Source organism: Pseudomonas sp. Marseille-Q7302 (assembly GCF_965111925.1).
The window spans coordinates 1,255,269-1,276,703 of sequence record NZ_CBCOPK010000001.1 but is presented as its reverse complement, the minus strand read 5'-3'; the positions used below and the strand labels follow the sequence as shown (position 1 = coordinate 1,276,703).

At 68.2% G+C, this 21,435-nt stretch carries 12 protein-coding genes; 11 read left to right on the top strand and 1 reads right to left on the bottom strand.

Going from position 1 to position 21,435, the window contains the following annotated elements:
- Window positions 1-232: 232 nt before the first annotated feature.
- The 11 genes from ACWPW1_RS05930 to ACWPW1_RS05880 all read left to right on the top strand — a co-directional run bounded on the left by ACWPW1_RS05930 (window position 233) and on the right by ACWPW1_RS05880 (window position 20,843).
- Complete coding sequence (locus tag ACWPW1_RS05930; protein WP_454252554.1) at window positions 233-3,250, top strand: cellulose synthase subunit BcsC-related outer membrane protein; 3,018 nt, start codon at window positions 233-235, stop codon at window positions 3,248-3,250.
- 356 nt (window positions 3,251-3,606) lie between these two features.
- Window positions 3,607-4,662, top strand: coding sequence for a cellulose synthase operon protein YhjQ/BcsQ (locus ACWPW1_RS05925; RefSeq protein WP_454252553.1), 1,056 nt, complete (start codon window positions 3,607-3,609; stop codon window positions 4,660-4,662).
- Window positions 4,663-4,664: 2 nt separating this feature from the next.
- The gene (bcsA, locus tag ACWPW1_RS05920) at window positions 4,665-6,863 is read left to right on the top strand and encodes a UDP-forming cellulose synthase catalytic subunit (RefSeq protein ID WP_454252552.1); all 2,199 of its coding nucleotides are present in this window, start codon (window positions 4,665-4,667) and stop codon (window positions 6,861-6,863) included.
- Entirely contained in the window at window positions 6,860-9,088 is a 2,229-nt protein-coding gene (gene bcsB, locus ACWPW1_RS05915) for a cellulose biosynthesis cyclic di-GMP-binding regulatory protein BcsB (RefSeq protein ID WP_454252551.1), read from the top strand. The genes bcsA and bcsB overlap by 4 nt, the downstream gene beginning before the upstream one ends.
- Before the next feature lie 3 nt (window positions 9,089-9,091).
- Window positions 9,092-12,874 carry a cellulose synthase subunit BcsC-related outer membrane protein gene (locus ACWPW1_RS05910; RefSeq protein ID WP_454252550.1) on the top strand — a complete coding sequence of 1,261 codons (3,783 nt, stop codon included), beginning with the start codon at window positions 9,092-9,094 and terminating at the stop codon, window positions 12,872-12,874.
- 14 nt (window positions 12,875-12,888) lie between these two features.
- Complete coding sequence (locus ACWPW1_RS05905; protein ID WP_454252549.1) at window positions 12,889-13,554, top strand: SGNH/GDSL hydrolase family protein; 666 nt, start codon at window positions 12,889-12,891, stop codon at window positions 13,552-13,554.
- A complete protein-coding gene (locus tag ACWPW1_RS05900) occupies window positions 13,551-14,198 on the top strand; it encodes an alginate O-acetyltransferase AlgF (protein ID WP_271654099.1) in 648 nt (215 codons plus the stop codon). The genes ACWPW1_RS05905 and ACWPW1_RS05900 overlap by 4 nt, the downstream gene beginning before the upstream one ends.
- Window positions 14,199-14,211: 13 nt before the next feature.
- Entirely contained in the window at window positions 14,212-15,627 is a 1,416-nt protein-coding gene (locus tag ACWPW1_RS05895; RefSeq protein ID WP_454252548.1) for an MBOAT family O-acyltransferase, read from the top strand.
- 10 nt (window positions 15,628-15,637) lie between these two features.
- Window positions 15,638-16,783 (top strand): alginate O-acetyltransferase AlgX-related protein, encoded by a 1,146-nt coding sequence (locus tag ACWPW1_RS05890; protein ID WP_454252547.1) that lies wholly within the window; start codon window positions 15,638-15,640, stop codon window positions 16,781-16,783.
- Between the two features lie 63 nt (window positions 16,784-16,846).
- Window positions 16,847-18,175, top strand: coding sequence for a phosphatase PAP2 family protein (locus tag ACWPW1_RS05885; protein ID WP_434775945.1), 1,329 nt, complete (start codon window positions 16,847-16,849; stop codon window positions 18,173-18,175).
- Between the two features lie 100 nt (window positions 18,176-18,275).
- Window positions 18,276-20,843, top strand: coding sequence for an ATP-binding protein (locus ACWPW1_RS05880; RefSeq protein WP_454252546.1), 2,568 nt, complete (start codon window positions 18,276-18,278; stop codon window positions 20,841-20,843).
- Between the two features lie 30 nt (window positions 20,844-20,873).
- On the opposite strand, the gene bfr is transcribed toward ACWPW1_RS05880, so the two are convergent.
- Window positions 20,874-21,371, bottom strand: a complete 498-nt coding sequence (bfr, locus tag ACWPW1_RS05875) for a bacterioferritin (protein ID WP_007159675.1) — start codon at window positions 21,369-21,371, stop codon at window positions 20,874-20,876.
- Window positions 21,372-21,435: the final 64 nt, after the last annotated feature.

The following is a 21,435-nucleotide window of genomic DNA, read 5'->3' as shown; positions in this document are numbered from 1 at the left end:
GCTATTCCCTAGGTTCTGGACGAAAAGTCGTCGAGCGAAGGTCAGGCGAAGGGAAAAGCGTCGAGGAAGCGAAATTTACGCGTGGTAAATGAGCATTCCGAGGCGTTTTTCGACCAAGCATCACCGAGCGCAGCCCTTTTCGTACAGAACCCGATAGCCGAATCCGTTCCAGCTCTGCGCCAGCCGCGACTGGGTGCTGCAGCGATGCCTACCAGCCTTCACGGAAAGAACCATGCCCAAGCACCTTACCTTGCCCCTCGGCCTGCTCGCCCTGTTGATCCATGCCGATGCGACCTGGGCCGCCACTGCCGATGCCGCACCGACCGCGGCTGTCGTCCAGGCGCTGGAAGCCCAGCTCAAGAAGACGCCTCAGGATCCGGATGCCCTCGGTAAGCTGGGCAGTGCCCGTCTGGCGCAGCAGCGCTATACCGATGCCGAGCAGTTGCTGACCCAGGCCGTGCAGAAAGGCGGCAAGACCTGGCAGCCGGCGCTGGACGAGGCGCGCTATCACCATCTGCTGGAACGTGCCCACGCGGCCGAGAACAAGCGCGAGCTGGATCAGGCACGGGATCTCAGCGTCGAAGCCATTCGCCTGCGCCCCGAAGCCGTCGAGGCGCAACTGTTCCTGGCCGGCATCCAGAGCCAGAAGCGCCAATGGGAGCTGGCCGAGGCCACCTACCGCCAGGTGCTGATGCGTGAGCCGGCCAACGTCGACGCCTACTACGGGCGCATCGCCGCACTCAACGAGCTGGGCCGTACCGAAGAAGCCCTGCAACTGACCAAGAGTCTGCAGCCGAGCGCCAAGAGCCCGATCAAGGGCCTGGATCGCCTGCGCGCCGGCCAGGCCATGCAGGAAGCCGAAGCCGCCGAGGCGCGGGGCGATCTGCAGGGCGCCTCGCGGCTGCTCGAACAGGCCCGCAAGGAGGCTCCGGAGGATCCCTGGCTGCGCCTGGCCCAGGCCCGCCTGGAGGTCCGCCAGGGCCGGCCACGCGCCGCCCGTGACCTGGTCGACAGCCTGGTCAAGGATGGCGCCCAGCGTCCCGAGGTGCTCTATGCCAGCGCCCTGCTGTCCAACGAACTGGGCGAATACCCGCGTGCCATGCAGACCCTGATGCGCATCCCCCAGGCGCAGCGTTCCCCGGACATGAACGCCCTGGCCGCGCGCATCACCTTCAACGAACAACTGGCCGAGACCGTGGCCCTGGCCAAGCAGGGGCGCCGCGAAGAAGCGCGCAGCCTGATGCAGCGCCTGGAGACCCGCGCCGGGCGTAACCCGGATCTGATCGGCGATCTGGCCGAGGCCTTTGCTACCGCGGGCGATCCCGAGCACGGCCTGGAATTGCTCAAGCCGCTGATCTCCGGCGATACCCGGCCGGCGCCTGGCATGCAGCTGCACTACGCCAGCATCCAGTTGCAGATGAATCAGGACCAGACCGTGGGCAATGTCCTGCGCGACCTGCAAGGCGTGGTGCTCGACAGCGGCGAGAAGCAGCAGTACGACGACCTCCTCGCGCGCTATCGCATTCGCCAGGCCGACCGCCTCACCGATCAGGGCAAGCTGGCCGCGGCCTACGACACCCTGGCGCCGGCGCTCAAGGCCCGTCCCGACGACAAGGCCGCCCAGGCTGCCCTGGCGCGCATGTACCTGGCCAGTGGCGACACCCAGAAGGCCCGCCAGCTCTATCGCGACGTGCTCAGCGACCAGCCCAAGGACGCCGAACTCTATCTGGGCGCGGCCGAGATCGCCGCCAAGTCCCAGGACAGCGTCACCGCGCGCCAATATCTGGACCAGGCGGTCAAGTTGGGTCAGAGCGATCCCCAGGTGCTACGCCGTGCCGCCCTGCTCTATCACGACATCGGCATGGCCGGTACCGCCACCAGCCTGCTGGAGCAGGTGGTCCAGGTGGAGCGCAAGGATCGCGAATCCGCGGCCCGCGCTGCCGGTGCCAGCGACAACCCCTTCGCCACCCTGCCCGGCCAGAGTCGCAGCGATGACGCCCTGGCGGCCGTTCCTGCCGCCGTGGGCGGCAGCGGTGGCAGTGCCGACTACGCCTGGAGCGATCCGCTGCAGGCACAGAAGGCGGCCAACAACCCCTTCAACGACCTGTCCGTGGTGCCCACCAGCAGCCTGTCGAGCAGCCTGGCCACCGAGCAGATCCTTGGCCAGCTGCAGCGTGAGCGCAGCATCCGCATCACCCAGGGCCTGAACGTGCGCAGCTACGACCCCAGTGGCAGCTCGCGCCAGACCACCATCAGCGCCCCCCTGGAGATCTCCTTTCCGGCCGGCGACCAGCGCATGGCGGTACGCGTCACCCCGACGCGGATCAACGACAGCAGCAGTGACGGCAGCCAGAAGGAAAACGGCGTGGCGGCGTCCATTGCCGTGGAAGACGCCGGGCGCGGCCTCAAGGGCGACATCGGCGTTTCGCCGGTGGGTCTGAGATACAGCACCGTCGTGGGTGGCGCGACCCTGGAGCGGCCGCTGAGCAGCCTGAGCGAGAACCTGCTCTATGCCCTGAGCGTGTCGCGTCGCTCGGTGACCGACTCCCTGGCCTCCTACGGCGGCATCCGCGATCCGCGCACCGGCCAGGAATGGGGTGGCGTCACCGCCAATGGCGGCCTGGCTCGCCTGCGCTACGATGACGGGCGCTACGGTTCCTACATCTACGGCGCGGCCCATCGCCTGACCGGCCATGACGTCAAGAACAACGACCGCTTCGAGATCGGCACGGGCGTCTACTACTACCTGCGCAACGGACCGGACAGCCTCTTCACCGTCGGCCTCTCCGCCACGGCGATCGGCTACGACAACAACCAGAACCACCTGACCTACGGCCATGGCGGCTACTTCAGCCCGCAGCGCTACTTCGCCATCGGCGTGCCCCTGGTCTGGGCGCAGCGCGGCGACCTCTGGGCCTACCAGGTGCAGGGCATGCTGGGCGTGCAGACCATCCGCCAGGACGCTGCGGATCGCTATCCCGACGATGCCGCCCTGCAGGCTGCCGCTGAAGCCGCTGGCGAAGGCCAGTATGGCAGCAAGAGCAAGACCGGCGTGGCCTACAGCCTTTCAGCCAACGGCGAATACCGCCTCAGCGGGCAGTTCGCCCTGGGCGGTCGCCTGGGCCTGGACAACGCCCAGGACGAGCGCGACGTCAACGGCAACCTCTATCTGCGCTACTTCTTCGAGGAACAGGAAGGCCGGCCGCAACTCTCGCGTCCGCAGCCCTACCGGTCACGTAACGAGGAATGAGGAAAAAGGCCCGCGCATGCGGGCCTTTTTCTCGCTGATCGAACCCTCTGCAAACGACCGTTCATCCTCACGCTCGTCGCCACTTCGACCGCCCCGTCCCCAGCCGCAACCTTTCGTCCGCATGGCTTGCCACCTGCCGTTGACGACCTCTGCGCCTCATCCAAACATGAGCGCAACAGACCACCGCATCGGTCGCTGATCCGGTCGTCCCGTTGCAGTATCCGAACAAGAAAATTTTGTTGGTGCGTCACGGAGTGGCCGTGACAGTATTCACAAAATTTGTCGCCTAGTGGCCTTTGGCCATTAAATTGACGCCAACAACCTGAAACCTTTCCTTCGACCCAACGGGATTCGCCATGGGCCGCTCTCTGGATGTCGCCAATCTGTTCCGCTCCTTCGGTGGAGATCCGCAGCGTTACCACGAATTCGAGGCGCCGGACATCGAGCATCACGCCGAGACGTCGCTGGTAGCCCCAGCGCGGCAGCCGGAACCAAGTACACCGGTCGAGGAGACCCTTGCGGCTCCGGCGCCCCTGGCAGAAGCCGAACCCAGCACGCTGCCCCCGCTGGCGCAGGAATTGGCGCAACTGCACAGCAGCCGCCAGGCCAGCCAGGCGGTCGCTGCGCTGGACCAGGCCCTGAGCCGGACGCCGCCACCGCTGGCCGGTCCAGTCCTGGCGTTGATGTCGGCGCGGGGCGGAACTGGCAAGACGGTCATCGCCGCAGGCCTGGCCCAGGCGCTGAGTCGCGACGGCCAGCAGGTTCTGCTGGTGGAGCTGGACACCCAGAACGTGCTGTCGTCGCTGCTGCTGCCGGAAGCCTCCTCCACCACGGGCTCGGTCAGCGCGCCGCTATCGCTGTGCCTGGCGGTGGATGAACGGCTGCGGCTGGTCCCCTTCGGCGCCCCCGATGACATCGAGCTGCGCGCGCTGGAACGGACCCTGGCGAGCGATCCCCTGTGGCTGGCGCGGCGCCTGCAGGCGCTGAGCGTCTCCGCCGATACCCTGGTGATCCTCGACTGCCCCACGGGCGCCACCCCCCTGAGTCGTCAGGCGCTGGCCCTGGCCACCCAGGTACTGGGGGTGACGACCGCGGATGCCGCCGGCTATGCCAGCCTGCCCCGGCTCGAACGGCAATGGCAGCACGGTGCTGGCCAGGCGAGTCCGCTGCACCTGCTCAACCGGGTCGATCCCGCGCGCCCGTTGAGCCAGGACATCGCCGCCATCGTCGCCCAGTCCTGGGGTGAGCGGCTGCTGGGCGTGCTGCCCGAGAGCCCTGACCTGGAGCAGGCCCAGGCCCTGGGTCAGGGCCTGGCAACGGTCAAGGACGCCTGGTCGAGCTGTCTCGCCGGGCTGGGCCACGAACTGCTTGGCGACATCCGCCTGGCCGTCCAGCACTACGCGCGTTCCTAGGCATGAGCTTTCTCGACCACCTGGAACAGATTCACCAGCGCCAACGGCAGCGTCGCGCGCCGGCAACCCACTCGACGTTCTCGGCGCCGCTCTGGCTGCAGCTGATCGCCTGGATCACGGCGGCGCTGCTGGGCGCCCTGCTGGTGAGTGTGCCCCTGGCCCTGGAAGAGCAGGCGCTGTTCGCTGGCGGCTGCTTCCTCGCGGCGCTATTGCTGCGCCGGCTCCCCGGACGATTGCCGGTGATCATGCTGGTCACGCTGTCGCTGCTGGCCTCATTGCGCTACCTCTACTGGCGCCTGACCAGCACCCTCGGTTTCGAGACGCCGCTGGAGATGCTGCTCGGCTATGGCCTGGTGGCTGCCGAACTCTATGCCCTGGCCGTGCTGGTGTTCGGCTATCTGCAAACCATCTGGCCGCTGCGCCGCACGCCGGTCCCGCTGCCGGAGGATCCGCTCACCTGGCCAACCGTGGACGTCTTCATCCCCACCTACAACGAAGCCCTGAGCATCGTGAAGCTGTCGATCCTGGCTGCCCAGGCCATCGACTGGCCGCGCGACAAGCTCAGGGTCCACGTGCTCGACGACGGCCGGCGCGAGGACTTTCGCCTCTTCTGCGCCACGGCGGGAGTCTCCTATCTGGTGCGGGAAAACAACGAGCACGCCAAGGCCGGCAACCTCAACGAAGCGCTCAAGGTGACCGATGGCGAGTACGTCGCCATCTTCGATGCCGATCACGTACCGACGCGCTCCTTCCTGCAGGTCTGCCTGGGCTGGTTCCTCAGGGACCCCAAGCTGGCCATGCTGCAGACGCCGCACTTCTTCTTTTCCCCCGACCCCTTCGAGAAGAACCTCAAGACCTTTCGCACCGTGCCCAACGAAGGCGAACTGTTCTACGGCCTGGTGCAGGACGGCAACGACCTGTGGAACGCCACGTTCTTCTGCGGCTCCTGCGCGGTGATTCGCCGCTCGATGCTCGAGGAGGTCGGCGGGGTGGCCACCGAGACGGTGACCGAGGACGCCCACACCGCGCTCAAGCTCAATCGGCTCGGTTACAACACCGCCTACCTGGGTATTCCCCAGGCCGCCGGTCTCGCTACCGAGAGTCTGTCGCGGCACATCGCCCAGCGCATCCGCTGGGCCCGCGGCATGGCGCAGATCTTTCGTACTGACAATCCGCTGCTGGGCAAGGGCCTCGCCCTCGGGCAGCGGCTCTGCTACCTCAACGCCATGCTGCACTTCTTCTATGGCCTGCCACGCCTGGTGTTCCTTACCGCGCCCCTGGCCTATCTGCTGTTCAGTGCGCAGATCTTCCACGCCTCGGCGTTGCTGATCACCTGCTACGTGCTGCCCCACGTACTGCACTCGAACCTGACCAACTCGCGGATCCAGGGCGAATTCCGCCATTCCTTCTGGAACGAGGTCTACGAGACGGTGCTGGCCTGGTACATCCTGCGGCCCACGCTGCTGGCGCTGATCAATCCGCGGCTGGGCAAGTTCAACGTGACCGACAAGGGCGGCATTATCGCCCGCGATTACTTCGACTGGGAGCTGGCGCGCCCCTACATCGCGCTGCTGGCGCTCAATCTGCTCGGCCTGGGGGTGGGCATTGGCCGGCTGTTCCTGGGTGATCCCGAGGCAATGACCACCGTTGCCATCAACCTGGCCTGGACCCTCTACAACCTGGTGATCGCCAGTGCCGCGGTGGCCGTGGCGAGCGAGACGCGTCAGGTGCGCGCCGAACCCCGCGTGGCCGCCACGTTGCCGGCCGGACTCATCCTCGCCGATGGCAGCCGCCTGGACTGCAGCACCCTGGACTTTTCCCAGAGCGGCCTGGGGCTGAAGCTGCCCGAGGGTGTCCAGCTGCCCGAGGGCTGTGCGGTCCAGGTCGAGCTCAGTCGCAATGGCCGCAGCCGACGCTTTCCCGCCACCGTGGCCTTCAGCCGCGCCGGTGCCGTGGGCACTCGCTTCGGCGACCTCAGCGTCACCGAACAGCGCGAACTGGTACGCATGACCTTTTCCCGGGCCGACCTCTGGGCCGAGGCCTGGGGCAATCACCGTCCGGATTCCCTGCTGGGCTCGCTACGCGAGGTCAGCCTGATCGGCCTGCGCGGCGTCGCCGACCTCAACCGCAACCTCTGGCGGGTGAGCAGCCGTTCCTGGCGCAAGACACCCCCTTCTACCGCTCCCCTGGATCGCCCATGACCGTGTCGCTCCGCTTCGCCCCGCTCCTGCTTGTCGCCCTGGCCGGCGCGCCCACCCTTGCCCTGGCCCAGACTGCCGCCCCGGTAGCGGTGGCCGGCACCGGCTACGACAACAGCTTCAAGCAGCTCGGCGCGGTCTATCCCTTCAACCTGCGCGGCATCGACAGCCGCGACGGGGTCAGCTTCGACGTCCGCGCCGACGAGATCGTCAGCGCCGCCAAGGTGACGCTGAACTACACCTATTCCCCGGCGCTGTTGCCGGAGTTGTCCCAGCTCAATGTGCTGGTCAACGACGAGGTCGCGGCCAGCATTCCCTTGCCCAAGGAAACCGCCGGCACGCCCCAGACCCGGGTGGTGGACATCCCGCCGCGACTGATCACCGAATTCAATCGGCTGAGCATCCAGCTGATCGGCCACTACACCATGCAGTGCGAAGATCCGCTGCATTCCAGTCTCTGGGCCAAGGTGAGCAACGGCAGCCGCCTGGATATCCAGGTCAGCCATCTAGACCTGGCACCGGACCTAGCACGCCTGCCGCAGCCGTTCTTCGATCGCCGCGATGCCCGCCAGCTGGAGCTGCCCTTCGTCATCGCCGGCGCGGCCGACAATGGCACCCTGGAAGCCGCCGGTACCCTGTCGTCCTGGTTCAGTGCCCTGGCCAGCTATCGCGGCGCGCGCTTTCCCAGCAGCCAGACCGCCCTGCCAGCCAAGGGCAATGCCGTGGTGCTGGTCACCAGCGAGGAACGCGCCAAGACCCTGGGCCTGAGCCTGCCGGCACCGGCGGCGGCGCGGGTCGATATCCTGGTCAATCCCTTCGATCCCCAGGGCCAGCTGCTGGTCATCTCGGGACGCGATGCCAACGAACTCAAACGCGCGGCCGCCGCCGTGGCGCTCGGTCATCAGACCCTCGCCGGCCAGAGCATGACCATCGACACCCTGCAGATGCTGCAGCCGCGCAAGCCCTACGATGCCCCAAACTGGCTGCCCAGCGATCGTCCGGTGCGCCTGGGCGAGCTGGCGACGCCCAAGGAGCTCGCCGTCTCCGGCTACGCTCCGGGTACCGTGTCCGTGCCGGTGAGGCTGCCGCCGGACCTGTTCCTCTGGCGCAACCAGGGCCTGCCGCTGCACCTCAGATACCGCTACACCCCTCAGCCGGTAGCGACCAATTCCTCGCTGCTGGTGAGCTTCAACGACCGTTTCGTGCAGTCCATTCCCCTGCCGTCCCAGGAGCACCTGAGCCAGGGCCTGCTGGGTCTGATCAAGGACGAGGAGTTGCCCCGCGACGCCGAGGTGCGGTTGCCGCTGGATGGCGAAGCCCTGCAGGCGCGCCTGCAATTCCGCTTCATGTACGACTATCTCAAGCAGGGTGAATGCCGCGACGTCATCATCGACAACATGCGCGGCACCCTGGAACCGGATTCCACCCTGGACCTGTCCGGCTATCGGCACTTCATCGCCCTGCCCAACCTGGGCGTGTTCAAGGACAGCGGCTTTCCCTTCACCCGCCTGGCCGATCTGAGCGAAACCGCGGTGATCCTGCCCGACACCCCCAGCGCGGCGGAAATCGACACCTACCTGAACGTGCTCGGCCGCTTCGGCAGTTCCACCGGCTATCCCGCCACGGCGGTCACCGTGGCCCGCGCCAGTGAGGTCGAGGGGCTCGCCGACAAGGACCTGCTGCTGATCGCCGGCAGCGCCGACCAGCCACTGCTGCAACGTTGGGCGACCCATCTCCCGGTCGGCTTCGCCGGCAACACCCAGCGCTTCGAGGTCTCGGACCTGGCGTTCCGGGTGCGGCAGTGGTTCAGCTCCGACAACGAGGCCAGCCTGCAGCGCAGTCGCGCGGCGCTGAGCACCAGCGGTGGCACCGCCGGCGCCTATGTGGCGGGTTTCGAGTCACCGCTCAGGAGCGGCCGCAGCGTGGTGGCCCTGGTCGCCGCCCGCCCTGAAGGTCTGGCCGACATCAGCCGCGCCCTCACCACCCGGGAAGACTATGCCCAGGCACTGCAGGGCAGCCTGGCCACGGTGCGTGGCGAGCAGGTGGAGAGCCTGGTGGCCGATGAGACCTATCATGTCGGCAGCCTGGGGCCACTGCTCTACGCACGCTGGCAACTGGCTCGCCACCCGCTGCTGATGCTGCTGCTGAGCGCCATGGGCGTCGCCCTGCTCGCCGGCCTGGTCTACACGGCGTTGCGCGCCCGCGCTCGCCAGCGACTGGAGCGCTAGACCATGATCCGTGCACCGCTGCTGGCCACCCTGCTGACCGGTCTCCTGACGCCGCCGCTGGCCCTGGCGGCCAGCACGCCCGAAGACCTGCTCATCGAGCAGGGGCATTTCTGGCAGGCGCGCAAGAACGCGCCTCGTGCCCAGGAGACCTGGAACAAGCTGCTCGAACTGGATGCGCAGCAGCCCGAGGCGCTGTACGGCCTGGGGCTGATCGAGGTACAGGCTGCGCGCCTGCCAGCGGCCCAGGCCTACCTGCGTCGCCTGCAGGCGCTCAAACCCCTGCCCCAGCAGGCCTTGCAACTGGAACAGGACATCGCCCTGGCCAGTGGCGACAACCCCCAGCGCCTGGTGGATGCCCGCCAGCTCGTCAGCGAAGACAAGCCCGCACAGGCACTGGCGCTCTATCGCCAGCTGTTCGCCGGTCGGCCGCCCCAGGGCGATCTGGCGCGGGAGTACTACGACATCCTCGCCTATACCCCCAATGGCTGGCAGGAAGCCGGTCCGGGTATCGAACGCCTGCGCAAGCTGCGGCCCCAGGATCCGGCATTGATGCTGATCCAGGCCAAGCACCTGGCGCGCTTCCCGGCCAGTCGCAGTCGCGGCATCCAGGCCCTGGCCGACCTCAGTTCGCGCAAGGACATCGGTGGCGAGGCCGCCGAATACTGGCGTCAGGCGCTGGTCTGGAGCGGTCCGCCCGGTCCGGCCGAGGCACCGCTGTTCGAGGCCTACCTGCGCCAGCATCCGGATGACGCCGAGTTGCGCGCCCAGCTGGACAAGGGCCGTGCCCTGAGCCGTAGCGGTGGCCTTGATCCGCAACTGGCGCGCGGCATCGAAGCCTTGCGCCGCAATGAGCTGGGCGAGGCCGAAAGCGCCTTCCAGGCACGCCTCAAGACGGCCCTTAACGATGCCAACGCCCTGGGCGGACTGGGTATCGTCCGCCAGCGCCAGGAGCGCTTCAGCGACGCCGAGGATCTCTTGAGCCGCGCCAGCCGCCAACCGGGCGGTGCGCGCTGGCAGGCGCCCTTGGCGGAGGTGCGCTACTGGGCCCTGCTCGCCCAGGCTCGCAAGGCCCAGCAAGCCAACGACTTCACTACCGCCCGCACCCGGGTGGAGCAGGCGCTGCGGCTGGATGCCAAGCGTCCGGAGGCGCCGCTGGCCCTGGCCGGGCTGCAGGCCCAGACCGGCCAACTGGATGCCGCCGAGGCCGGTTATCGGCGAATCCTGCAGCAGGATCCGCGCAATCTCGAAGCCCGTCGTGGCCTGATCGACCTGCTCGCCGAAAGCGATCGTCCCGCCGAGGCCCTGCGCCTGCTCGACACCCTGACGCCAGCTGAGCGTGCCAAGCTCGGCAACCTGGATCGGCTCAAGGCCACCCAGGCCCTGCAGGAAGCCAAACTGGCCGAAGGCCGTGGCGATCTCCAGGGCGCCCGGCGCGCCCTGGAAGACGCCCGGCGTGCCGATCCGGACGATGTCTGGACCTTGCTTGCCCTGGCCCGTCTGCAGCTGCGTCAGGGCCAGGCCCAGGCCGCCCGCCAGACCCTGGACAGCGGCCTGGCCAAGGATCCCCAGCGCCCCGAGGCGCTCTATGTCCGCGCCCTGTTCGCCCTGGAGCAGAACGATCCCGCGGCGGCGCGCGAGCTGCTCGGTCGCATCCCGTCGGCCCAGCGCAGCCCGGCCATGAACGGCCTGGCCGCCGATCTCGACTTCGACGCCAAGGTCAGCGCCGCCCGCGACCTGGCCCGCCGCGGCCGCCAGCAGGCCGCGCGTCGCCAGCTGGCGGCCCTGGAACCGCAGGCCGGCGAACGCGCCGCGGCCCTGGGCGGCCTGGCGGCGGCCTATGCCGAAGCAGGCGACGTCGAGCGCGGTCTGCGCCTGCTGCGCGATGTCCTGGCCCGCGAGCGCACGCCCGATCCCGCCTTGCGCCTGAAATATGGCGAGGTGCTGCTGCGCAGTGGCGCCGACGACGAGGTCAACGCCCTGCTGCATGACCTTCAGGGGCAGCGCCTGAGCGCCACGCAGCGCCAGGGCTATGAAGACCTGCTCTATCGCTACCGGGTGCGTCAGGCCGACCAGCTGCGCGAGCGTGGCGATCTGGTGACCGCCTACGACACCCTGGCGCCGGCCCTTGCCCAGCGCCCGGACGACGATCTGGTCAACACCGCCCTGGCGCGGCTCTACCTCGCCAATGGCGACGCCGACAAGGCGCTACGGCTCTATGAACCGCTGCTGCGCCGCGCGCCCGACAATCCCCGCCTGCAACTGGGCGCGGCCGATGCCGCCGTGCGCGCACGAGACACTGCCTTTGCCGAACGCGCCCTGGATCGCGCTGTCGCCCTGGGCGCCGACGACGTGGCGGTGCTGACCGATGCCGCCCGCCTCTATCGCCAGCTGGGCCGGGAAGGCCGGGCCACCGAGCTGCTGCGTCAGGTGGTTGCCGTGCAGCGCCGGGATGCCGAAACCGCACGCCCCCTGGCGGATGCACCCGCCAATCCCTTCGGTCCACGACGCGGTAGCGCCACGCTCGCCAGCCAGGCCATTCCGCCGACCGCCGACCAGTTGCTGGCGGCGGCCAAGACCGCCCCGCCAGCGGACGTAGCCGAGGCCCCGCGCGACAGCGCCGCCGAACGCGCCCTCGACGACCTGCTGCAGACGCGCAGCGCGCGGATCACCCAGGGCCTGACCGTGCGCAGCAACGATAACGAGCGCGGCCTCGGCAAGCTCACCGACGTGGAAGCGCCACTGGAGATCGACTTCCCGCTGGGCGACGTGCGCCTGGCCGTGCGGGTGACCCCGGTCAGCCTGAACGCCGGTAGCGTCGGCCGCGATGCCCGCAGTCGCTTCGGGGGCGGTCCGGCCGCCACCCAGGCTGCGCCGGAGGGTTCACCGGGCAGCCAGAGCGACAGCGGCGTAGGCCTCGCGGTGGCCTACAGCGATCCGCAGCTCGGCCTCAAGGCCGACGCCGGCACCACGCCACTGGGCTTTCTCTATTCGACGCCAGTGGGTGGGGTGAGCCTGGACCGGCCGCTGACCGATAACAGCCGCTATACCCTCTCGGCCTCGCGCCGCGCGGTGATCGACAGCCTGACCTCCTTCGCCGGCAGCGAGGACGCCCGTACCGGCCAGCAATGGGGCGGCGTGACCGCCAATGGCGTACGCGGCCAGCTCGGCTACGACGACAGCCAGTTCGGTGCCTATGCCTATGCCTCCTGGTACCGGCTGCTGGGCAATCATGTCGCCGACAACAGCCGCGGCGAACTGGGTGCCGGGCTGTACCGCTATCTGATCAACAGCGAAGACAGCCGCCTGACGCTGGGTCTGTCCCTCACGGGCATCGCCTATGACAACAACCAGGCCTTCTTCACCTATGGCCACGGCGGCTACTTCAGCCCCCAGCGCTTCTACGCCCTGGGCGTGCCCCTGACCTGGTCGCAGCGCACCGACCGCTGGACCTGGCAGCTGCGCGGCGCGGTGGGCGTGCAGCGCATCGTGCAGGACGGCGCCGATTTCTATCCGACCGACGCCCGGCTGCAGGCCGCGGCGAGCCAGGCGCTCGGCGCCCCGGCGGCCTATGACGGCCAGAGCAAGACCAGTCTCGGCTACAGCCTCCATGGCGCCACCGAGTACCAGCTCGGGCGCCAGCTGTTCGTCGGCGGCAACCTCGGCGTCGACAACGGCCGCGATTTCCAACAGCTCAATGGCGCCGTCTATCTGCGCTATGCGCTGGAACCCCAGGACCGCGCACTCGCCCTGCCGGTCAGTCCCTATCGTTCCCCCTACGACAACTGATTCACGGAGCTCCCATGGCAGCCAGCCTCCTTACCGGCCTTACCATTCTCATGATCGGCGACAGCCACCTGGCCACCCCCGACTACCTGATCGGCGCGCTGCAGGACAGCCTGGTACAGCAAGGCGCCAAGGTGCATACCCTGGGTATCTGCGGGAGCAACGCCGGCGACTGGCTCAAGGTCACCCCCGGCACCTGTGGCGGCGCCGAGCGGCGTAACGGCGACAAGGCCGTGGTGCTCGGCGGCAAGGCCGCCACCCAGCCGATCAACGAACTCATCGCCACCGACAAGCCCGACCTGGTGCTGATCGTCATGGGTGACACCATGGCCAGCTACACCAATCCCAGCTTTCCCAAGACCTGGGTCTGGCAGCAGACCACCAGCCTGACCAAGGCCATCGCCGCGACCAAGACCCATTGCGCCTGGGTCGGCCCGACCTGGGGCACCGAGGGCGGCAAGTACGGCAAGACCTTCGACCGGGTCAAGCTGATGTCCGGCTTCCTCGCCAACAACGTCGCGCCCTGCAGCTACATCGACTCCCTGAGCTTCGCCAAGCCCGGTCAGTGGGCGACCATCGACGGCCAGCACCTCACCGGCCAGGGCTACAAGTCCTGGAGCTCGGCGATCGTCGACGCCCTGAACAAGCTGCCCGCCGACAAGCTCAAGGGAGCCGTCCAGTGAAGGCCCTGCTGCTCGGCCTGCTGGCGACCGGAGTCGCCCAGGCGGAAGTCTCCCTCTACCCCACCGGACCCAGCGAGGACTCGGCCTTCCTGAGATTCGTCAATGCCGGCAGCGAGCCCCTGGCGCTGCAGGCCTCCGGCTCCGCCGCGCGCCTGCAGCTGGAGGCCGCCAAGCCGGTCTCCGACTACCTGACGGTGCCGGCGACCAAGGCCATCAAGGGCGAACTGGTCCAGGGCGCGGCCAAGGCCCCGCTGGAGCTGACCGTGGCGGCCGGTGAATTCGCCACCCTGGTGGTCCTGCCCGGCACGCCGCTGGTGCAGCGCCTGGTGCGCGAGCAAGCCGACGATTTCAATGCCCTCAAGGCTTCCCTGGCCTTCTACAGCCTGGATCCGCAGTGCGCAGCACCTGGGCTGCAGGCCGCGGGGCGCAACGCCGAGATCTTCAAGGACGTCACCGACGGCACCCTGCAGCGCCGCAGCCTCAACGCCGTGGCGCTCAAGGTGCAACTGACCTGCGCCGGTCAGCCGCAAGGCGCGCCACTGGATCTGGGCGAACTCAAGGCCGGCGAGCGCTATAGCGTGCTGCTGCTCCCCGGCGCCGCGGGTCCGCGTCTGCTCGCCACCCAGGACGCTATCGCCCACTAAGGACAGCCCCTCGATGGTCTTCGCCTCGCTGGAATTCCTCACTCTCTTCCTGCCGCTGTTCCTGCTGGTCTACGCCCTGGCGCGGCCCGGCGGGCGCAACGGGGTGCTGCTGGTGGGCAGCTGGCTGTTCTACGGCTGGCTGAGCCCGCTGTTCCTGCTGCTGCACATGGCCCTGGCGTTGCTGGCCTGGGTCGGCGGGTTGCTGGTGGATCGCGCGCGCGAAGGCTCGAAGACGCGGCTGCGGCTGCTTGCCGGGCTGATCGTGATCAACCTGGCGGTGCTCTGCTGGTACAAGTACGCCAACATCGTCGCCGCCACCTGGAGTCAGGTGCTGGTGACGACCGGCGCCCTGCCACTGGACTGGCAGAAGGTGGCCCTGCCGGCCGGACTGTCCTTCATCGTGCTGCAGGCGATCTCCTACCTGGTAGATGTCCATCGCCACGTGGTGCCGGTGGAGCGCAGCTTCGTCAACTACGCCACCTACATCTCCATGTTCGGCCACTCCATCGCCGGGCCGATCATCCGCTACGACTGGGTCCGTCGCGAACTCAACCAGCGCTGGTTCAATCGCGAGAATTTCGCCCTCGGCGCGCGCCGGTTCATGATCGGCCTGTGCATGAAGGTCCTGGTGGCCGACACCCTGTCGCCGCTGGTGGACGTGGCCTTCCACCTCGACCAGCCGTCCTTCGTCGACGCCTGGATCGGCTGCCTGGCCTATTCGCTGCAACTGTTCTTCGACTTCGCCGGCTACAGCGCCATGGCCATCGGCCTGGGCCTGATGCTGGGCTTCCACTTCCCGGAAAACTTCAACCGGCCCTATCTCGCCCGCAGCATCCAGGACTTCTGGCGGCGCTGGCACCTGTCGCTGTCCAGCTGGCTGCGCGACTACCTCTATATCTCCCTGGGTGGCAACCGCGGCGGCCGCTGGCGCACCTACCGCAACCTCTTCCTGACCATGGCCATCGCCGGCCTCTGGCATGGCGGCGACAGCTGGAACTACCTGCTCTGGGGCATGCTGCACGGCCTGGCGCTGTGCCTGGACCGACTCTGGGACGAACTTGGTGGTCGCCCGCTGCCGCGTGCCCTGGCCCATGGCCTGACCCTGCTGTTCGTGGCCCTGGCCTGGACACTGTTCCGCGCGCCGGACTTCGCCACGGCGCTGTCCATGTACGCCGGCCAGTTCGGCCTGCACGGCTTCGCCCTGGGCGATGCCCTGGCCGTGACCCTGAGACCCGTGCACGGCCTGGCCGCCGCCCTGGGGGTGGCCTGCATCCTCGCCCCGCTGTGGCAGGCGCGCATCGAGGCGCGTCTGCCCGGCAGCGCCCTGCTGCGGGGTGTCGGTGCCCTTTGGCCGATAGCCGGCTTCCTGCTCTGCTTTGCGCTGATCGCCAGCCGCGAAGCCGTGCCCTTCCTCTATTTCCAGTTCTGAGGCCGCCGTCATGAGCGCTCCCGCCCTGCCGCCCTCGCCCGCCCCGCAGCCGCCCAGTGCCGCCAGCACGCGCCTGGCGCCCCTGGCCGGAGGCGTCTTCGCCCTGTTCCTGGCGGTCGGCCTCGGCTCCTGCGCCTGGGCGCTGCTGACCGACCGGCTCTCGCTCTGGCCGGAGCAGGTGGATCGGCATGCTCTGCTCGAAGGTGAGATCACCCACCACATCGCCAAGGAGCTGGCCAAGGCACCGCTGCCGAAAGCCGCCGCCCGCCTGGAACGGGGCGCCAGCTGGTTGCTGCTTGGCGATACCGGTCCGCGGGTACGCCAGGGCTGTCCCGACTGGCTGTTTCTCGCCGAGGAGCTCGACGTCCCGCGCCAGGCTGCCGCCAATGCCCGGGCCCGCGCCCAGACGGTGATCGAGTTGCGGCAACAGCTGGCCGCCCGGCACATCCAGCTGCTGGTCGCGGTGGTTCCGGACAAGAGCCGTATCGCCGCCGATCAGCTCTGCGGGCTGCGCCGGCCAGCCGCCTTCGTCAGTCGCATCGCCGACTGGACGCGGATGCTCAGCGCGGCGCGGGTGCCGGTGCTCGACCTCACTGCGGTGCTCGCCCCCCTGGGCAGTAATGCCTTCCTGCGTACCGACACCCACTGGAACGAAACCGGTGCCGAGGCCGCCGCCCGCGCCCTGGCTGCCTACCTCCAGGCCTTGCCCTTCCAGGCCACCCCGGCGCGGGAGTTCAGCCGCACGGCGCTGCCGCCAACGACCCGCCCCGGCGACCTGGTCCGCCTGGCCGGCCTGGACTGGCTGCCTCCGCGCCTGCAACCCACCCCCGAGCAGCCAAGCCAGACCCAGGTCGACAGCCGCGCGCCCGCCAGTGCCAGCGACGACCTCTTCGGCGATGGCGACCTGCCCAATGTCGCGGTGATCGGTACCTCCTTCTCGCGCAACTCCAACTTCCTGCCCTTCCTGGAGCAGGCCCTGGGCGCCAGCGTCGGGCGCTTCGCCAAGGACGGCGGCCACTTCGCCGGTGCGGCGCGGGACTACTTTGCCAGCCCCGCCTTCCGACAAACCCCGCCACAGTTATTGGTCTGGGAAATTCCCGAGCGCGATCTACAATCCCCGGGCCCCGAGGCGTTACGTCTCGATCCGCGTCCTTGAGGCAACCAAAGGCTTTTCCTACGGGTCTGAGGACGCAGCCCTTAGCCCCCAGGAAGCCTTTCGATGACGGAACTGTTCGCCGGCCTCACCCAGTGGATCACCCATCACAATGAGTGGCTCGGCGTTGCCATCTTCGTCGTAGCCTTTCTCGAATGCCTGGCCCTGGCCGGTCTGGTGGTGCCTGGCACGGTGGTGCTGTTCGCCATTTCCATCGCCGCCGGCAACGGCGCCATGAACCTCCTCGATACCCTTCTGCTCGGCTTCCTGGGTGGCATCCTCGGCGATGCCGTGTCGTATTTCCTCGGCCGCCATTTCCACGAGCGCATTCGCCGCCTGCCGGGCCTGCGCACCCATCCCGAATGGATCAGCCGCGCGGAGGACTTCATCCACAGGTACGGCGTGGCCAGTCTGCTGGTCGGCCGCTTCATCGGCCCCTTGCGCCCGCTGCTGCCGCTGATCGCCGGCATGCTCGACATGCCCTTGGTGAAGTTCGCCGCCGTCAGCCTGGTGGCAGCGGCTGGCTGGTCGATCGCCGCACTGGGACCAGGCTGGGTAGCCGGGGCAGCCTTGCGCCTGCCGCTACCCGAGGGGTTCTGGTATCAGGCGGGCGTCGTGGCGGGCGGGATCGTCCTGCTGGCGAGCGTCATCGCCCATGGCGCCTGGCGCGAGCGGGCCGGCACCACCCTGCTCAGTGGCGCCCTCTGCCTGGCCGGCCTGCTGGCGCTGCTGTTTGGCTGGCATCATCTGCGCGCCTTCGACGAAGGCCTGATGGCGCTGGTCCAGGCGCATCGCGAGAACTGGCTCAACCTGGTCGCCGTGGTCGTCACCCGCATGGGCGACTTTCGCACCCAGCTGATCGTCGCGGCAGTGCTCACCCTGGTGCTGGCCGGCTTCCGCCAGTGGCGTCCGCTGCTGTTCGCCGTGGGTACCACCCTGGGTACCGCCCTCGCCAATGGCCAGCTGAAGAATCTGCTGGCCCGCGCCCGGCCGGACGTGCTCGCCGAGCCGCTCACCACCTACAGTCTGCCCAGCGGCCACAGCTCGGCCTCCTTCGCCTTCTTCCTGACCCTCGGCATCCTGGTCGGGCGCCGCTACGGCCCACGCGGGCGCCTCGCCTGGCTGGTGATCGCTGCGCTACCGGCCGTGCTCATCGCCCTCAGCCGCGTCTATCTGGGGGTACACTGGCCCACCGATGTCCTCGCCGGCGCCCTGCTCGCCGGCGGCTTCTGCGGCTTGAGTCTCGCCCTGCTGCAGAAGACCGGCGGCAATCGTCTGGAGCCGATCCCGACCCGGACCTGGCTGGTGCTGTTGCCGCTGATCCTGCTGATCTTCGCCTTCGCCGCCGGCTGGGCCCTGCCGGAAGCCGTCGAGCGCTATACGCCGCGGCTGTAAGGCAGACGCGAACTAAAAAAACTCGTCGCGGTCCTGCAGTTCCGGTGCGATTGTGGTCAGAACGCCTGGAACTGCAGAAGTGGCTGGGGAGACATAACCGATGGCAGCGCAGATTGCCGACTGGAACGAACTGGATTTTCTCGCCGGCGGCGGTGACATGGGCGCCCGGCTGCGCACCCACGATTGGTCGGACTCGCCGCTGGGGCCGCCGTCCCGGTGGCCGCAGTCCCTCCGATCCGCCCTCAGTATTTGCCTGAATTCCAGCTTTCCCACGGCCATCTACTGGGGCCCTGACCTGCTGCTGCTCTACAACGACGCCTGGTCACCGATTCCCGCCGAGCGCCATCCCTGGGCCCTGGGGCGCCCCGCCCAGGAGGTCTGGCAGGACATCTGGCCGGTGGTCGGCCCCCAGTTCGAGCAGGTGCTGACCACCGGCCAGGGTTTTTCCGTCTTCGATCAGCTGCTGCCGATGGTGCGCCAAAGCGTGGTCACCGAGACCTACTGGAACTACAGCTTCACCCCCATCCGCGGCGAGGGCGGCGAGATCGCCGGGCTGTTCAACCAGGGGCACGAGACCACCCAGCGTATTCTCGAAGAACGGCGCCGCGCCGCCGACGCCGCACGCCAGCGGCGGATGTTCGAGCAGGCGCCTGGCTTCGTCGCCATCGTGCGCGGCCCGGATCACGTCTTCGACTTCGTCAATGTCGCCTTCCGCCGGTCGTTCGATGACCGTCCCCGTGAAGGCCTCAAAGTACGCGACGTCTTTCCCGAACTGCAGAATCAGGGCTACTTCGAGTGGCTCGAACAGGTGTACCGGAGTGGCCGCCGCTTCGTCGCCGAACATATGCCGATGCGCCTGGAGACCGAAGGCGAGCCGGTTCGTACCCTCTATCTGGACTTCATCTACGAGCCCCTGACCGACGAAGCCGGCCAGGTGATCGGCATCTTCTGCCAGGGGCAGGACGTCACCGAAGCCCATCTGGCCCGCGCCGCCCTCGAAGCCAGCGAGCGACGCTTTCGCACCGCCCTGGAAATCGAGACGGTGGGTGCCCTCTGCTTCGACACCGAAGGCCATCTGATCGATGCCAACGATGCCTTCCTGCGCATGAGCGGTCATGATCGTCAGGATCTCCTGGCTGGGCATATCCGCTGGCCGGCGCCAACCCTGAGCCAGGCTGGCGATCAGCTGCCGCCCGACGAACGCAGCTACCGGCGGCGTGACGGCTCCGTCGGCTGGGCCCTGGTGGCGGCCAAGCGCCTGCCCGATGGCAGCGCCTTCGAATTCGTCGTCGACATCAGCGACCGCAAGCAGGCCGAAGCCGAGTTGCGCGAAGAAACCCGTACCCTGGAAGCCCTCAAGCGCATCGATACGGAGCTGGCCAGCCAGCTGGATCTGGCGCATCTGGTGCAGACGGTGACCGATGCCGGGGTCGAGCTGACCGGGGCGCGCCTTGGCGCCTACCTCAATCAGCAGCATGAGGAAAACAGCGGGCATCTGCAGCGCCTCACCCTGTCTGGCGCCGAGCGTGCCGCTTTCGAACACCTGGGCGATCCCGATGCCACCGCCCTGTTCGCCCCGCCCTTGGGCAGCGAAGGCGTGATTCGCGTCGACGACGTGTCCAGCGATTCGCACACGTCCCGCTCCGAACCGCATCAGGGCCTGCCGGTCGGGCCTCTGCCAGTACGCAGCTACCTGGCCGTCTCGGTGGTCGCCCGCAACGGAACGGTGCTAGGTGGACTCTTCTTCGTGCATCCCGAACCGGGTCGCTTCAACCTCCGTCACGAACGGCTGATGGCCGCGCTGGCCGCCCGCGCCGCCCTCGCCATCGAGCAGGCTCAATTGTTCCAGGCGGTACGCACCGCCAATGAAACGCTCGAACAGCGGGTCGTCGAACGCACCGCCGAATTGACCCAGGCGCAGCAGGCCCTGCACCAGGCGCAGAAGATGGAAGCCATCGGCCAGTTGACCGGCGGCATCGCCCACGACTTCAACAATCTGTTGGCCGGCATCATCGGCAGTCTGGAATTGATCGAGCGCCGCCTGCAGCAGAATCGCACCGATCAGCTCGACCGGCTGCTTGGCGGCGCCCAGGCCTACGCTGCGCGCGCCGCCTCCCTGACCCAGCGGCTGCTGGCCTTCTCCCGCCGGCAGACGCTGGAACCCAAGCCCACCGACGTGAACGAGCTGATGCTGGCCATGGAAGAACTGATTCGCCGCAGCGTCGGCCCGGCGATCGAGGTCCAGGCACAGCCCGCGGAGCCATTGTGGCTCACGGTGATCGATGCGGTGCAGCTGGAAAGCGCCCTGCTGAATCTGGCGATCAACGCCCGTGACGCCATGCCCCAGGGCGGCCAGCTGCTGCTGTCCACGGCGAATCTGCCCGAGGCAGCCGCTGACCGCCCGGAAGGGCTGCCCGCGGGCGATTACGTGAGGGTCAAGGTCAGCGATACCGGTACCGGCATCGCGCCGGAGATCCGGGAACGGATCTTCGATCCCTTCTTCACCACCAAGCCGCCAGGCCAGGGCACCGGACTGGGGCTGTCCATGGTGCACGGCTTCGTGCACCAATCGGGCGGGCAGATCCAGGTAGACAGCACGACGGGCGTGGGTACCTGCATTTCGCTCTATCTGCCGCGGGCGCCAGAAGGTGACGCCAGCAGGTCCTGATCGGCGCCAGGTGGCGCCGAGCGGCCGGTGTTACAGGCCGGCGCCGTGGGGCGTGGTGCCACCCTTCATCTGCGACTGCAGGTAGTTCTGCAGACCGATCTTGTCGATCAGCCCCAGCTGCTGCTCCAGCCAGTAGGCATGGTCTTCCTCGGTATCTTCCAGCTGGACCACCAGGATCTCGCGAGTGACGAAGTCCTTGTGCTGGTTGCACAGGGCCACGCCCTGGGCCAGGGCTTCGCGCACCTCGTACTCCAGGGCAAGATCGGCACGCAGCATCTCGGGCACGGTCTGGCCCACGGTGATGGCGTTGGGACGCATGTCCGGCGTGCCTTCGAGGAAGAGGATGCGGCGCAGCAGGGCATCGGCGTGCTGGGTTTCCTCTTCCATCTCGTGGCCGATCCGCTCGTACAGCCGCATCAGGCCCCAGTCTTCGTACATCCGCGAATGGATGAAGTACTGGTCGCGCGCCGCCAGCTCGCCACGCAGCAGCTGGTTGAGGTAGTTGATGACGTCCGGATGGCCTTGCATGAAAAGAGTCCTGTGCTGTTCAGTGCCCAGTTTAGCGCGCTGGCGCCTGGGAGGCGCCGTTCAT